Source organism: Protofrankia sp. Cj5 (assembly GCF_917627405.1).
GTDB lineage: Bacteria > Actinomycetota > Actinomycetes > Frankiales > Frankiaceae > Protofrankia.
On the sequence record NZ_CAKJTO010000011.1, the window covers coordinates 19,173 to 32,954 of the forward strand.

Sequence of the window (13,782 nt, forward strand, 5' to 3'; positions counted from 1 at the left end):
CGCAAGTAGATCTACGCCGCGTCTGCGGTGGCCCGCCAGACGGCTCCAGGTCGCCGAACGGGGTGGAAATGTCGGGATGGCAAGCTAAACTGAACATATGTTCGATACATCCGATGGATGCGCACGATCTGATGTGTGTCCACCATGTGATGCGTGCGCGGGCCCCGAGCCCATCGCCGGGTTGGATGCGGATGCCTGCCTGACCCTCATGGCGACCATCGTGCGGGAGAAGGCCAGGCTGGACGCGGCGCTGATCCGTACGCAGGCCCGGTTCGTCGAGCTGCGATCCGCGGCCGGGCCGGACCCGGTGTTCAGCGAGTTCGCCGCCAGCGAGATCGCCATCGAGCTGGACCTGTCGTGCGGCGCCGCAGCGGCCCAGCTGAAGCTGGCACACACGGTGATCTACCGACTACCAGCCACCCTGGCCGCTCTGGAAGCCGGTGCGATCGACCTGGGCCGAGCGCGCGCGGTCGTCGACGCCACCGACTCGCTGTCGCAGGTCCACGCGGCCGCCGTCGAGGAGAAGGTGCTGGCCCGCGGCGGTCGAGCCAGCCACACACTGTTCCGCCAGGCCCTGCGCCGGGCTGTGCTCGCCGTCGACCCCGCTGGCGCCCAGCGGCGCCACGAGAAGCAGCGCCGGGAGCGGCAGGTTCGCATCGGGCCCCTCGACGACGGCATGGCCGAACTGTGGGCGTTCCTGCCGGCCGCCGAAGCCCAGGCCGCCTACCAGCGCATCGACGCCCTCGCCCGCTGTGCCGGCGCTCCGGACGATCCCCGGAGCATGGATGAACGCCGCGCGGACGTCCTCACCGACCTTCTGCTGGGCCGCCATCATGATTACGAACCCGTCCATATCGAGATCGGGGTGATCGTGCCTGCTGACACCCTGCTGGGGCTGACCGACGCCCCCGGCGAGCTGGCCGGCCACGGGCCGATCCCCGCCGGGCTCGCCCGCGACCTGGCCTGCGCGGCCAACGCCACCTGGCGGCGGATCCTCACCGACCCCGTCGACGGCAGTCTCCTGGATGTGAGCCGGCGACGGTTCCCCTCAGCCGCGCTTGCCCGTCATGTGCGGACCCGGGACCGCACCTGTCGGTTCCCAAGCTGCCGTAAACCCGCCGCGGCCTGCGACCTCGACCACGTCCAGCCCCATGCTGACGGCGGGACCACCGACCCGGCAAACCTGCTCACTCTGTGTCGCCACCACCACCGCATGAAACACGGGGGGAAATGGTCGGTCAGCCTGGCCGGTTCCGACGGGTCGGTCACCTGGACGAGCCCGGAAAAACGCGTCCACCACACCAGTCCGGAACCCTACACCGACTGCGTTCCGAACCCGGAGCCGGAGCTGGACCCACCACCGTTCTGAAAGCAGTCATTCTAAAAGCGGCGGTTGTGAGCGGTGACCGGGTGACCGGTACGCCCGCCGTGCGGGAACTTCGTTCGGGCGAGGACGCGACGTTCGGCCGTGGGGCACCCGGCCTGCCGGTCGATCTCCAGCTCCATCATCCTGCGGTGTCACGGCTGGCCGGTCGCATCCGGGCACATGAGGACTATTGGCTGATCAGCAATCTGTCGAACGACCGGACATATGCGGTCGAGAACCCGGAGGGCGGCGGGGAACACGTCAAGATCGCCCCGCGGCGGCTGGGAATGCCGGTACCTTCCGAGTTCGCCCGGGTGGTCATACCGGTGGAAGGGGCGGAGCAAGCTTCCTGATCTTCGCCCCGCAGCATACCTTTTTGGACCCGATGACACCGTCCACCTCCACCGCCGAGCTGGATGGAACACTGTCCGCCTTCCCCATGGACGAGTCGGCGAAGTACTTTCTCGTCCTGGTGGCGCTGTGCGAGCCTCGTCTGCGTGACGGCGCGTCGACGGTGCTCCCGTCGGTTCCCGACATCGTCCGGCGGCTGAACGGACATCCGGAGTGCACGGGGCTCACCCGCCGTGCGGTCGCTTTCCACATTGATTACCTCGCGCGCAGAAAGCTTCGGGTCCGGGAGAGGAATCCTTCGTGAGCGGGCCCACGGTGCTCAATCCGGCCTCGGCCACCTTGTCCGTCTCGGTGGAGGAACGGCCCGCCTCGTCGGGTAGGAGGGTCAGGACCAGGGGTATGGCGATCGTGGCCGTGGCCACGGCTGCGGTCACAGCCAGGCCGCAGCCACGAAACCGAAAGAGTGGGCACGCGCCAGCAGATCGGCGGCGTTGTGCCGGCTGCGCGTCTGGTGGTCCGGCGCGAGACAGTCGGCGATGAACGAGCACCATCCGGGTGACAGCCCGGGATCGAGCGACAGGGCCTGCCGGCCGGCCGCGTACGCGGCGATCGCGGCGACGCGCGATCTGGCCGTGGCGCCGAGGAAAGGATGACGGCCGGTCAACGCGAGGTGAGCAGTGACACCGTGTAGCCATCCCTGGGAATGGAGGAAGGCGGTCCCCTCGCAGATTTCGACGATCATCCGGGCGGCGTCCGGTGCCGGGCCGCCGCTGCGTCGTAACAGGGCATCCAGGCTCTCCTCGGCGAGCTCCATGACGAGCACGGTCGCCCCGTCCAGCTCGCCGTGCTCGGGGTCGTCGACGGTGAGCGTCTCCAAGAGGCGCACTAGCCGGGGGTGACTCAGCCGCCGGTGCAGGTCGAGCTCACGGGCGGCCATCGCCGCCATGTGCGCCAGCTGGCGAGCCGTGACCGTACCGGTGGGAAGGAATTTCAGCGCCGCCTGGGCAGGCAGGCGCGCACGGCCGGGCAACCCGCCGCCCGCGCCCGAACGGCTGCCGTCGTCCCCGCCCGCGGTCTCCGCCAGCTCGCCGCGATACACACTTCCCCAGCTCCCGGTGGCGATCCCGTCGACGACCCGCCACCGTCCCAGCAGGTATCCGGGCGGGACGGTGACCGCCCAGGTGATCTCGTCCATCCGATACTCCTCGGTAGACAATACGCGAATAAGGAAACGGGCGCGGCCTTCGGGATTCCGACAATCGTCTCCGTTCCAGGTTCCTGCTTCCGCTCCCCAGCTCGTCGATATAGGGAGAAAAGTGGCTCTCGAGACTGTCAGCTTTCCGGCTCTGCCCCGATTCCAGCGGTGAACGGAACAACCCGATCTCCCGGGCCCGCTGTTCCTCGTCTGCCTTCGACAGCACGCCTCCGACGCCTCCCGAACACGGTCACCAACCAGCCCGCGCCCGCGCGAAGGTCCCGACGGCGGTTGCGCGGTTGCGCGGCCGCCGATGCTGTTCACTCAGCGCCCCAGCCCTGCCTTCGCAGATAGGCGTCGAACGCGCGGGCGCCCAGCAACCGGCGGGTGTGCACGAGCACCTTGGCCGCAGGGGTGACCAGGTACCGGGTGCGCGGCCTGATGGCGGTGACGGCGTCTTCGATCACCTTGGCGACGGCCTCAGGCGGAGCGGACAGCAGGGTCGACCGGTAGGACCGGGCCATCTTCTCATCGGCGGCGGCGTTGAGGGCGGCGTAGGGCCCGGACGGGGCTGCCGATCCGGCAAGCGTGTGGGCGGCGGTAGCACCGAATCCGGTACGGATCAGGCCGGGCTCGATGAGGCTGACCTTGATGCCGAAAGAAGCCGTCTCGAAACGCAATGCGTCGGTGAGAGCTTCCACGGCGTATTTGCTGGCATGGTAGTAACCACCGGCGGGGAAGACGAGCCGGCCGCCCATGGAGCCGACGTTGACGATCCGGCCCCGGCCGGCGGCTCGCATGCTGGGCAGGACGAGCTGGGTCATGCGCGCGAGCCCGAACACGTTGGTCTCGAACTGACGGCGCACACTGTCCAGGTCGGCTTCCTCGATGGTTCCGTACTCTCCGTAACCAGCATTGTTCACCAGAGCACCGACGGCGCCGTGCTCGGCTTCGACCAAGGCGACGGCGGCGCGCATGGACTTCTCGTCGGTGACGTCCAGCGCGAGTGTCCGAACGCCGGCCCCGGCGAGGTCGGTCATGCTCTCAGCGCGGCGGGCGGTGGCGTAGACGGTCAGGCCGGGATGACCGGCCAGCCGCCGCGCGGTGGCCCGGCCGATACCCGAGGACGTTCCGGTGATCAGTACTGCGGCGGTCATGCGGACTCCTGGATGGTGGTCTGCGGATGTTTCAGGCCCGCGGCAAGCAGCGCCACGGCCTGGTGTAGCCAGCGGCCCTGGCGCCGGCGCCGGGGCCGGGGCCGGGGCCGGGGCCAGGCAGAGCGGCCTCCAAGCGGACTCGACCGTGTCAGCCCCTCGAGACGAACGATCATCGCCGTCACACAAACAGCCCAGAAACGTTCCGCTCGGCTCGCACGCTGATTGTTTCCATGCTCCCCTCCCGTACTCTCGGAGAACGGCACGGAAAGAGCGCACATGACGCACCCACGGCCCGCGCCTACATCTTGAACAGTATCCGTTGGGTATTTAAGAGCGCCCGGCAATAGGGGTGTGGATCAAGGAGCGGAACTGGGGTACGTGCATCGCGAGGCAGCGGAGGGAGCCACCGGAGGTGGTGGGTGGCGACCGACGAGCCGGGGTACCCGTGCATCACGCAGCGATGGACGGGCAGCGATGCGGCGAGGTGCGTGCCCCAGCCCCGCGGCGCCGCGTCCCCTATTGCCGGTCGCTCTTAAGTCGCGGAGTGCTCGGGTGGGTGTGAAAGGTGCTGCGATCTGCGCTTGTGTTAACGAGTCGGGCTGTCCTCGGGCGGTCCCAGCGCAGCCGGTGGCCTGCGCCAGCGGCGCCCTTGCGGGGTAGCCGCTCAAACAGGGGACCGGTACGGCTACCCGATGGGCAAGGGCGTGCTGTAGGGATCGGAGGACCCATGCCGCCCCGTCCTCTCGGACAGTGGACTCCAGGTCCGCTGTCCACGGGACCGGGACCGGGACCGGGACCGGGACCGACACCCGCCATCGGCCCGCGCGAGAACCGGAAGATCCTGCTCAACCATCCCGGCGCAGCCCTCTGAACACTGCTCATCTTGGGCTATGACGAGCAGTAGCCGACGGCGAAGATCGATTCGAGCGGGGCACCGCGAGTCGCTGAACGCACCGTCGGGGCAGGTGCGTTGCGATGGTAGATGCCAGCACACCGCATTGATCGTTTTTGTCTATCGTCGCGAGACATGGACACCGGCCACGGGCATGCTCACGGCGGGCACACGCACAAGAACGGGCATGACCATCACCCAGCCGGGCGGTGGGCACAGCTTCGCCACCGGCTGTCGGACCTGGTCGGGGGGCACAGCCACGACAGCGCCGACCAGATCGACGACGTGTTGGAAGCCGACGCCGCCGGCCGCCGCGCCCTGCTGATCAGCCTGGCCGGCCTCGGCCTGACCGCGACCCTGCAAGCCGTCGTCGTCATGCTGTCCGGGTCGGTGGCGCTGCTTGGCGACACCTTGCACAACATCGCCGACGCGCTCACCGCGGTCCCGCTCCTCCTCGCCTTCACCCTCACGCGCCGCCCGCCCACCACCCGGTTCACCTACGGCTACGGCCGTGCCGAAGACCTCGCCGGACTCGCCGTCCTCGCAATGATCACCCTGTCGAGTGCGCTCGCCGCCTGGGCTGCGATCGACCGCCTGCTCCACCCCCAGCACATCAACCACCTCGCCGCGGTGGCCGCAGCCGGGCTCGTCGGCTTCGCCGGCAACGAGATCGTCGCCCGCTACCGCATCCTCGTCGGCCACCAGATCGGCTCCGCAGCCCTCGTCGCCGACGGCCTGCACGCCCGCGCTGACGGCTTCACCAGCCTCGCGGTTGTCCTCGGCGCCGTCGGCGTCGCCCTGGACTGGCGCTGGGCCGACCCCGCCGCCGGCCTGGCGATCACCGTTGCGGTCCTCGGGGTGCTACGCTCCGCCGCCCGCGTCGTCGGCGCCCGGCTCATGGACGCTGTCGACCCCGAGACGGTCGCCGAAGCCACCCGAACCCTCCTGCACACCGACGGCATCGAAACCGTCCGCGAACTGCGCCTGCGCTGGATCGGCCACACTCTGCGCGCCGAAGCCGACGTTACCGTCGACCCGGACCTGACGCTGACCGCCGCCCACGACGTCGCGCACGCCGCGGAAGCCCACCTCCTGCGCCACATCCGCCGGCTATCGGCCGCGACCATCCACACCAGCCCCGCCCATCACGACACCGCCGCTGTCGCGGCGCCATAACCTTCCATCACAGTTCACGGTCGGTGACGGCCAAGGCAGCCAGATCCTGTCCGCGGCATCTCAACGCTGCTGAACTTCCCGACAGCGCAGCCCAGGATTCTGCTCAAATAGCCGCGAGCCCCCAGGCCGGCTGCTCATCTATCCGCATAAGGCTGCTCATCTATCCGCATAAGGAGGACAGGATGCTGGTCAACCCCGAGAAAGTGGGCACCACCCGCCATCGCTATCGGGGCACGGTTATCCCCACTCCCTGACCGACCGCAGGATGCGAAGAACATGTAACCCGCTGGGCTAAAAGGCGCCCGCCGACTTCTCACCACGTGCCGACGCAGCATCGTCCGCCATGCGACAGCCATAGCTGTCACCCAACAGGCCGACAACTATGGTTGTCGAACAAGATCGCTGTACGGGTTGCACGCCTATGCTGATAGTCATAGTGGACCGGCCGGTTCGGGTCATTGATCGCTGACATACTGCCCAGCGTCACAGCGTTGCAGCGTTGCAGGTCAGCCCTTGGTAGGCCGGCAGGGCTTGCCCTCTCTCCCGGGATCCCCTTCCGTTCCTCCTCCCCGGTCAGTCCGCTCCCGCGTGATACCGGGCATCTATCGCGGCGAGTGCCCGCACGTGGGAACTGGCAGAGCCGTCCGGGGATGTCAAGGATGGGTAGGCAGACCTATATCCGACAGGCCCGAAGGAGACAATCTCATGGTCAACATCACGAGCAATCCACCGACGGGGACACCTACCTGGCTCGACCTTGGCATTCCCGACATTCAACGCGCAAAGGAGTTCTACGGCGCGCTGTTCGGCTGGGAGTTCGAGGAAGGCCCGCCCGAGACCGAGGGCTACACGATGTGCCTGCTGCGCGGGCAGCCGGTCGCGGCCGTCATGGCGAACCCTGACCCGCAGGCCGCTTCTTTCTGGTGGAACCTCTACTTCGCCAGCGATGACTGTGACGGCACCGCCAAGCACATCGCCGACGCTGGCGGCCAGCTGGTCATGGCGCCCATGGACGTGATGGACGCCGGGCGGATGGCGATCGCGCGCGACCCGGCCGGCGCGCAGTTCGGCCTCTGGCAGGGGCGTACGCACCCCGGCGCGCGCATTGTCGACGAGCCCGGTTCCCTGGCGTGGAACGAGCTGCGCACTCCCGCCGCCGAGGCGACCCGCACGTTCTACCAGGCGATTTTCGACTACACCCTGGAACCCGTGCGGACACCCGACATCGACTACACGCTGCTGCACCGCCCGGACGGCCACATAGTCGGCGGGATCCACGGCGTGGCCGACGCGCGCTCCTCATCCTGGATCACCTACTTCCAGGTGGACGACACCGATGCGGCCGCCCGGCGGATTGTCGACGCTGGCGGCACCATCTCCGGCGCGCCCCAGGACTCCCCCTACGGACGTATCGCCGCCGCTGAGGACCCGTTCGGCGTGGAGTTCCACATCGTCGCCTCCCTGGCGAACCCACCTGGGTAGCGGGCCAGGCGGGCGCGGCGCGAGCCGCGGGCCGGGTCTGGCGGCCACCGCTCAGGATCGGGACAGTCCGGACCAGGGGAGGTCCTTGTCGGCCCGTGGCTCGGCCGGCAGACCCAGCACCCGCTCGCCGATGATGTTCCGCTGGATCTGGTCGGTCCCACCAGCGAGCCGGTAGCCGGGCGCGCCCAGCAGGTGCTCCGTCCAGGCGAATCCTTCGCCGGTGTCAGCCGCGGCCCGGCCGCCGAGCAGGTCGACGGCGAGCTCCCCGGTTCGGGTCAGCACGTCGGACGCGACCAGCTTGCCGACCGAGGCCGCCGGCCCCGGCGGCATCCCGGCGGCGGCGGCCCGCGCCACCCGCCCGGCGGTGGCGGCCCGCAGCACCGTCCGGATGTGGAGATCGGCGAGCTGCTGGCGGACGACCGGGTCGCCGGCCCGGCCAAGCGAACGGGCGAGTTCCAGCACGTCATCGAAGGTTCCTCCCTTACGCCGAGTCACCGAACCGGACGCGGTGCGTTCGAAGGACAGCGTCGCGTTCGCCACCCGCCAGCCGTTGCCGACAGCACCGACGCGCAGGCTGTCGGGGATCCGGACGCCGGTGAGGAAGACCTCGTTGAACGACGTCCCCCCGCTCATCTGCCGGATCGGACGGATCTCGATACCGGCGGCGCCCATGGGCACGAGGAACGCGGTGATCCCGGCGTGCTTGGGCACGTCCGGGTCGGTGCGAGCGAGCAGCAGGCCGTAGTCGGCGAACCGCGCGCCAGATGACCAGACCTTCTGCCCATCCGCCACCCAGCCGTCCCCGGTGTCCCCGGTATCCCCGGTATCACGGACGGCACGACAGGACAGCGCCGCCAGATCGGAACCGGCTCCGGGCTCGCTGAACAGCTGGCAGGCGAGCAGGTCGGTACGCAGCAGCGGGCCGACGAACCGTTCCCGCAGGGCGGGCGTACCGAACATCGCCAAGGCCGGGCCGACCAGGCCGGTCGTGACGCTGATCAACTCGGTGGACGGCGGCACGGCGAACGCGCGTTCCTCGTCGGCGAAGGCGGCCGCGAACAGCGCGGGCAGACCGGCACCGCCCTGCTCGACCGGCAGCGTGAGTGCGCCATAGCCGGCGTCATACCGGGCCCGCCGGTATGCCCGGACGTTGTCCAGCAGCGTGCGTTCGTCGGCGTCGGAGAGGTTGCGGAACACCGCGAGATCGCGCGGACCGCCGGTTGCCGCGGGCGCGGCGACGGTGGCGGCGAGCCAGCGCCGTACCTCGGTACGCCAGGTCGCGAGTTCCGGAGTGCTCATCGGTGGTGCTGCCCCCTTCGCCGGTCGTGTTCAGACGTTGACGTCCTCCCGCCCTGAAGGACGGGGATTCCTACCGTGCGGTTCATGCCGCACCTCGGTGGGTTCCTGCTTCACTGCCGACTGCCGGCACGGGTGCCGGTCTCACATCGACTCCACAGGCGTTTACCGTCTCCACCCGCCCGGCGGCGACGATGCGCTGTCCCTCGAACAGGATGTTCCGGGCCGCATTCAGATCACGATCATGTGTGGTGTTACAGGCCGGACACGTCCACGTCCGGACCGCCAGTGGCTTCGGACCATCTTTCACTCCGCAGGCTGAGCAGAGTTGTGACGACGGGAAGAACCGGCCTACCCGCACCACGCTTCGACCACGCCGCGCGGCCTTCTCCTCCAGCAGGCCGACCAGTTTCGACCAGCCAGCGTCGTGGACCGCCCGCGCGAGTTTCGTTCGGGCGAGACCGGACACCGCAAGATCCTCAACGTAGATCGCTTGGTTGTCGCGAACAAGTCGAGCGGCGAGCTTGTGGTGATGGTCTCGGCGGGTCTCTCGGACCTTCCGGTGCAATACCGCCACACGGCGGACCGCTTTCGCCCGGTTCGCCGAGCCTTTCTTCTTCCTGGCCAGTGCCCGTTGAGCCCTGCTCAGGCGGCGCCAAGCGGTGCGCAGGTGGCGTGGATTGGCCACGATCTCGCCGGTCGACACGGTTGCCAGTCGTTCGAGACCCAGATCGATCCCCGCCTCGCTCGACGTTGACGAATAGGGCTCGTCGGTGACATCGACAACGAACGACACGTAGTACCGGCCGTCCGCTTCCCGGATCACCGTGGCCGATGATGGGACCGATGGTAACGGCCGCGACCATTCAAGCCGAACATTACCGATCTTCGCTAGCTGCACGCCCCGCGCAGTGACACCGAAGCCGTTGCGGGTAAGCCGGATCGACTGCCGGTTGTCCTTCCGAGACCGGAACCGGGGGCGCCCGACCCGGCGGCCCTTCCGCTTGCCTGACAGCGAGTCGAACCAGTTCCGACATGCCTTCCGCGCATCCTGCGATGCCTGCACCAGAACGACCGACGAGACGTGACCGAGCCATTCCCGTTCGGGAGTTTTCTTCGCCAGCGTGATGACCCGGCGCTGTACCTCGGTGTCGGAGATCTTCTCGCCTGCCGCGTGCGTCTCATCACGTAGTCGGATTGCGTCGTTGTAGACGACCCGGGCGCATCCGAACGCCCGCGCCAATGCCTGCACCTGCGCTGGGGCCGGGTAGGCGCGGTAGCGGTATCGGACGGTCGACACGCCACCAAGCATACTTGGTCTATGGACATCTCCGATGACTATCGGCGCGGTAGGCACGTGGTTTCCGCGCTTCATATTCACTTGGTCTTCGTGACGAAGTACCGGCGTGGGGTGTTCGACGCGGCGATGCTCAACACCTGCGAGCAGACCATGCGCGACGTGTGCGCCGACTTCAGCGCCCGCCTCGTCGAGTTCAACGGGGAGGACGACCACGTACACCTGCTGGTCGAATATCCGCCCAAAATCGCCGTGTCCACGCTCGTGAACAGCCTCAAGGGTGTGTCCGCGCGGATGCTGCGCGCCGAGTTCACCGGCCGGGTGAACCGGGCCTCGATGCGCGGGCATTTCTGGTCCCCGTCCTACTTCGCTGCCTCAGCTGGCGGAGCGCCCATTTCGGTGTTGCGCGAGTACATCGAAGGGCAGCGGCGGCCAGCCCCGATGCGCTAACCCCGCCCTGAACGGCGGGGCTTGCGCGCTACGTTTCCCGGTCAAGCACTCAGACGGTCAGCACCGCGCAGGCGGAGAGCCCAGGCGCGCCATAGACATGGGTGAAGCCGACCCGCGGAGACCCGGGGACCTGCCGGCCGAGCGCCCGTCCCTGCAACTGGCGGACGATCTCGTGCACCTGGCGCAGCCCGGACGCGCCGATCGGCTCGCCGTTGGCGATGCATCCGCCGTCGGTGTTGACCGGAAGGCGGCCAGCTGGCTCGGTGACACCGTCGGCGAGGAGTTTCTCCTGCTCGCCGTGCCCGCACAGCCCAGTTTCGGCGAGGTGGATGATCTCCGATCCGCTGTCGGTGTCCTGCAGCTGGGCGACGGCCACATCGGACGGGTCGACACCGGCCGCGGCGAACGCCGCGGCGGCCGCGGCCATGCTCGGGCTGTGGCAGGGCTCGGGCGCGAGCCACGGGGAGAACACCTCGAACGAGCCGAACCGGCGGGTGCGCAGCGCCACCGACGCGAGCCGCACCGGGCGTTCGCACAGGTCACCCGCGCGGTCGCCACGGGCGAGGATGAGCGCGACGGCGCCCTCGCTCGGCGAGCAGAACATCGATCGGGTCAACGGTGCGTTGACGGTCGGCGCGGCGAGCACCTCGTCCTCGGTGCGCGGGGTGCGCCGCCAGGCGGTGGGGCTGGCCTCGCCGTTGCGCAGCGCGCGGACCGCGACCCGGGCCAGCGACCGGTCGGAGATGGCGTGCTCGTACTGGTAACGCCGGGTCTTCATGGCGAAGTACTGGGTGGTGACCATGAGGCCGGTCCGGCCGTACCACTCTCCCAGCCCGTAGCCGGCCGGGTCGGAGCTGAACGCGCCCCGCGGGTGCTTGTCGAAACCGATGACCGCGGTCACGTCGGCCTCCCCGGCCCGCAGGGCGTTCGCCGCGGTCGCCAGCGCCACACCACCGGTGGCACATCCATTGCGGACAGTAACGAACGGTAGCCCGGTGAGGCCGAGGCGGGAGACGAGGGTGTCGGGCTTCCCGGAGACGTTGCTGCCGCCGACGGCAAGATCGACATCGGGCCAGCTGACGCCCGCGTCGGTGAGCGCGGCGCGGGCCGCGTGCTCGGCCATGCCCATCCCGGTGACGCCCTCGTGCCGGCCGAACGGGTGGATGCCGACCCCGACGACGTAGACGGCGTCGGGGCCCCGGTCGATGCTCATGTGCCCGTCTCCTTCTCCCCGGCGGGCTCGGCGGGCTCGGCGGGCTCGAACGCGTAGGTGACCTCGCCGGCAGTGCCGGTCTGGACGAGCGTGAGCCGTACCCGGACCCCGATGTCAAGCGCGGCCGGATCCCCGGCCAGCAGGGATTCGACAAGCACGTCACCGAGATCCACATAGCCGACCGCGTACGGCCGGAATCCGTCCGGCGGTGGGGTGTACGGCGGCTTGGGTTCGAAGCCCTGGCTGGTCAGCGTCCAGATCGTGCCATGGCCGGGCAGCGCGACCGGTGCCATGGCCGGTCCGTCCGCCGAGCAGCGGGGGCAGGCCGCGGCCACCGGGAAGACCGTCGTCGCGCAGTTCCCGCACCTGCCGCCGGCAAGGCGCGGCGGGTCGAGCGACGCGAACAGCGCCGGGTCGATGGGGACACCACGCGGCGTCACCGCGGAGGTCATCGGAGCACCCGGCTCATGCGGCCAGCAACCGCAGCGGACGGGCGAGCAGCGCCGTGACCGCGCGCAGGTACTCGGCGGCGGGCGCGCCGTCGACGGCGCGGTGGTCGAAGGTGAGGCTGAGCGTCAGCACGGACGTCCGCCGCGGTGTGTCGCCCTCCCAGCGGACCCCGTCACGGACCCGCCCGGCCCCGAGGATGGCCACGTTCGGCGGATTGATCACAGGTGTGAAGAAGTCCACGCCGTAGCCGCCCAGCGACGTCACCGTGAAGGTCGCGCCCGCCAGATCCGCCGTGGTGAGCCGGCCGTCGCGGGCGGCGCCAGCCAGCCGCCTTGTCTCGGCCGCGAGGGCGAGCAGCCCACGGTCGGCCGCGTCCCGCACGACCGGCACCACGAGCCCGTCGGGTACCGCGACCGCCGTCCCGATATGGATCTCGGCAAGCAGGTGGATACCGTCGTCACGGATGGTGGCGTTGAGCATCGGATGATCGCGCAGGGCCAGCGCCGCGGCCCGGATGACGAAGTCGTTCAGGGACGGCACCCGCGGCGTGGAACCGGCAGCGGCACCGGCGCCCCCCAGGCCGGTCCACTCCCGTTTGAGCTGGGCGCGCAGGGCGACCAGATCGGTGACGTCGGCTTCGTAACCGTGGGTGAGCTGCGCCATCTCCTGCAGGCTGGCGCGCATGGTGCGGGCGATCGCGCCGCGCATCCCGGTCAGCGCCACGACCTGGCCTGGCCGGGGTCTGGGCGGCGACCGGCGCGCGGGCGGCGGCGGTAATGCGCGATCGCGTGTGTCGGCGGCGGCCGCGAGGTCCACGTCCGCCCGGCGGATGCGTCCGCCCGCTCCGGTGCCGGCCACTGTGGCGAGGTCGACGCCGAGGGTCTCGGCGTGCCGGCGCACCAGCGGCGCCGGTGGCGGCGGGGTGGCAGTTGGCGGGATGGTCACTGGCGGGGTGGCAGTTGGCGGGATGGTCACTGGCGGGATGGCCACTGGCGGGATGCTGGGGACCGCCGGGCACGCGGTGGCCGCGGTGGCAACGGTGGCCGCCCGGTCGGCCGCCGCCTCGATGTCCTCGGAGACGATCCGGCCACCTGGGCCGGTGCCCTGGACGGTCGCGAGGTCGAGGCCGTGTTCCCGCGCCACCCGGCGGGCGTTCGGGGACGCGAAGCGCCGCTCGGCCGGCGCGGGGCGGGGCCGCGGCCCGCCGGGCGGCACTTCGCCCGCGGCGAGCAGCCAGCCCACGAGCGCGCCCGGCGGCACTGTGGCCCCGGCCGCGACGACCGGATGGAAGAGTCCCTCCCCCTCGGCCTCGACATCCGCGTCGACCTTGTCGGTGGCGAGCCTCATGATCACATCACCGGGACGGACCAGACCACCGGCCGGCACGAGCCACTCGGTGATCGTGCCTTCCCGCATCGTCAGCCCGAGCTTGGGCAGCAGCACCTCGACAGCCATGG

13 protein-coding genes are annotated in these 13,782 nt (G+C 69.8%); 6 read left to right on the top strand and 7 right to left on the bottom strand.

The window, feature by feature from the left end; translation table 11 throughout:
- Positions 1-208 precede the first annotated feature (208 nt).
- Genes MJ777_RS04440 through MJ777_RS04450 form a run of 3 tightly spaced genes read left to right on the top strand, consistent with a single transcriptional unit; the run spans position 209 to position 2,021 of the window.
- Positions 209-1,369, top strand: a complete 1,161-nt coding sequence (locus tag MJ777_RS04440) for an HNH endonuclease signature motif containing protein (protein ID WP_239373353.1) — start codon at positions 209-211, stop codon at positions 1,367-1,369.
- Between the two features lie 26 nt (positions 1,370-1,395).
- The gene (locus MJ777_RS04445; RefSeq protein ID WP_239373355.1) at positions 1,396-1,719 is read left to right on the top strand and encodes a hypothetical protein; all 324 of its coding nucleotides are present in this window, start codon (positions 1,396-1,398) and stop codon (positions 1,717-1,719) included.
- Between the two features lie 23 nt (positions 1,720-1,742).
- Positions 1,743-2,021 (top strand): hypothetical protein, encoded by a 279-nt coding sequence (locus MJ777_RS04450; protein WP_239373357.1) that lies wholly within the window; start codon positions 1,743-1,745, stop codon positions 2,019-2,021.
- Positions 2,022-2,147: 126 nt separating this feature from the next.
- Here MJ777_RS04450 and MJ777_RS04455 read toward each other — a convergent pair whose 3' ends face one another.
- Positions 2,148-2,912 carry a protein kinase gene (locus tag MJ777_RS04455; RefSeq protein ID WP_239373368.1) on the bottom strand — a complete coding sequence of 255 codons (765 nt, stop codon included), beginning with the start codon at positions 2,910-2,912 and terminating at the stop codon, positions 2,148-2,150.
- A 320-nt stretch (positions 2,913-3,232) separates the two neighbouring features.
- Positions 3,233-4,069, bottom strand: coding sequence for an oxidoreductase (locus MJ777_RS04460; RefSeq protein ID WP_239373379.1), 837 nt, complete (start codon positions 4,067-4,069; stop codon positions 3,233-3,235).
- A gap of 1,027 nt (positions 4,070-5,096) precedes the next feature.
- Here MJ777_RS04460 and MJ777_RS04465 point away from each other — a divergent pair.
- Entirely contained in the window at positions 5,097-6,137 is a 1,041-nt protein-coding gene (locus MJ777_RS04465; protein ID WP_239373381.1) for a cation diffusion facilitator family transporter, read from the top strand.
- A gap of 705 nt (positions 6,138-6,842) precedes the next feature.
- On the top strand, positions 6,843-7,619 hold the full coding sequence (locus tag MJ777_RS04470) for a VOC family protein (protein ID WP_239313417.1): 777 nt from the start codon (positions 6,843-6,845) through the stop codon (positions 7,617-7,619).
- Positions 7,620-7,670: 51 nt separating this feature from the next.
- Here the strand turns inward: MJ777_RS04470 and MJ777_RS04475 are convergent, their stop codons facing one another.
- Both MJ777_RS04475 and MJ777_RS04480 read right to left on the bottom strand, forming a co-directional pair.
- On the bottom strand, positions 7,671-8,918 hold the full coding sequence (locus MJ777_RS04475) for an acyl-CoA dehydrogenase family protein (RefSeq protein WP_239373383.1): 1,248 nt from the start codon (positions 8,916-8,918) through the stop codon (positions 7,671-7,673).
- Between the two features lie 82 nt (positions 8,919-9,000).
- A complete protein-coding gene (locus MJ777_RS04480) occupies positions 9,001-10,215 on the bottom strand; it encodes a transposase (protein WP_239373385.1) in 1,215 nt (404 codons plus the stop codon).
- 21 nt (positions 10,216-10,236) lie between these two features.
- Here MJ777_RS04480 and tnpA point away from each other — a divergent pair, with 21 nt between their 5' ends.
- The gene (tnpA, locus tag MJ777_RS04485) at positions 10,237-10,662 is read left to right on the top strand and encodes an IS200/IS605 family transposase (RefSeq protein ID WP_239373387.1); all 426 of its coding nucleotides are present in this window, start codon (positions 10,237-10,239) and stop codon (positions 10,660-10,662) included.
- 49 nt (positions 10,663-10,711) lie between these two features.
- Here the strand turns inward: tnpA and MJ777_RS04490 are convergent, their stop codons facing one another.
- Genes MJ777_RS04490 through MJ777_RS04500 form a run of 3 tightly spaced genes read right to left on the bottom strand, consistent with a single transcriptional unit; the run spans position 10,712 to position 13,780 of the window.
- Positions 10,712-11,875, bottom strand: coding sequence for a thiolase family protein (locus MJ777_RS04490; RefSeq protein WP_239314012.1), 1,164 nt, complete (start codon positions 11,873-11,875; stop codon positions 10,712-10,714).
- Positions 11,872-12,327, bottom strand: a complete 456-nt coding sequence (locus MJ777_RS04495; RefSeq protein WP_239373398.1) for a Zn-ribbon domain-containing OB-fold protein — start codon at positions 12,325-12,327, stop codon at positions 11,872-11,874. The genes MJ777_RS04490 and MJ777_RS04495 overlap by 4 nt, the downstream gene beginning before the upstream one ends.
- A 13-nt stretch (positions 12,328-12,340) precedes the next feature.
- Positions 12,341-13,780: a 2-oxo acid dehydrogenase subunit E2 gene (locus tag MJ777_RS04500; protein WP_239373400.1), complete on the bottom strand. Its 1,440-nt coding sequence runs from the start codon at positions 13,778-13,780 to the stop codon at positions 12,341-12,343.
- Positions 13,781-13,782 lie beyond the last annotated feature (2 nt).

Excerpts from the sequence above, each read along its gene's own strand:
- MJ777_RS04440 (WP_239373353.1), top strand. The coding sequence starts at position 209 with ATGGCGACCATCGTGCGGGAGAAGGCCAGGCTGGACGCGGCGCTGATC.
- MJ777_RS04455 (WP_239373368.1), bottom strand. The coding sequence starts at position 2,912 with ATGGACGAGATCACCTGGGCGGTCACCGTCCCGCCCGGATACCTGCTG.
- MJ777_RS04460 (WP_239373379.1), bottom strand. The coding sequence starts at position 4,069 with ATGACCGCCGCAGTACTGATCACCGGAACGTCCTCGGGTATCGGCCGG.
- MJ777_RS04465 (WP_239373381.1), top strand. The coding sequence starts at position 5,097 with ATGGACACCGGCCACGGGCATGCTCACGGCGGGCACACGCACAAGAAC.
- MJ777_RS04470 (WP_239313417.1), top strand. The coding sequence starts at position 6,843 with ATGGTCAACATCACGAGCAATCCACCGACGGGGACACCTACCTGGCTC.
- MJ777_RS04475 (WP_239373383.1), bottom strand. The coding sequence starts at position 8,918 with ATGAGCACTCCGGAACTCGCGACCTGGCGTACCGAGGTACGGCGCTGG.
- tnpA (WP_239373387.1), top strand. The coding sequence starts at position 10,237 with ATGGACATCTCCGATGACTATCGGCGCGGTAGGCACGTGGTTTCCGCG.
- MJ777_RS04490 (WP_239314012.1), bottom strand. The coding sequence starts at position 11,875 with ATGAGCATCGACCGGGGCCCCGACGCCGTCTACGTCGTCGGGGTCGGC.
- MJ777_RS04495 (WP_239373398.1), bottom strand. The coding sequence starts at position 12,327 with ATGACCTCCGCGGTGACGCCGCGTGGTGTCCCCATCGACCCGGCGCTG.
- MJ777_RS04500 (WP_239373400.1), bottom strand. The coding sequence starts at position 13,780 with ATGGCTGTCGAGGTGCTGCTGCCCAAGCTCGGGCTGACGATGCGGGAA.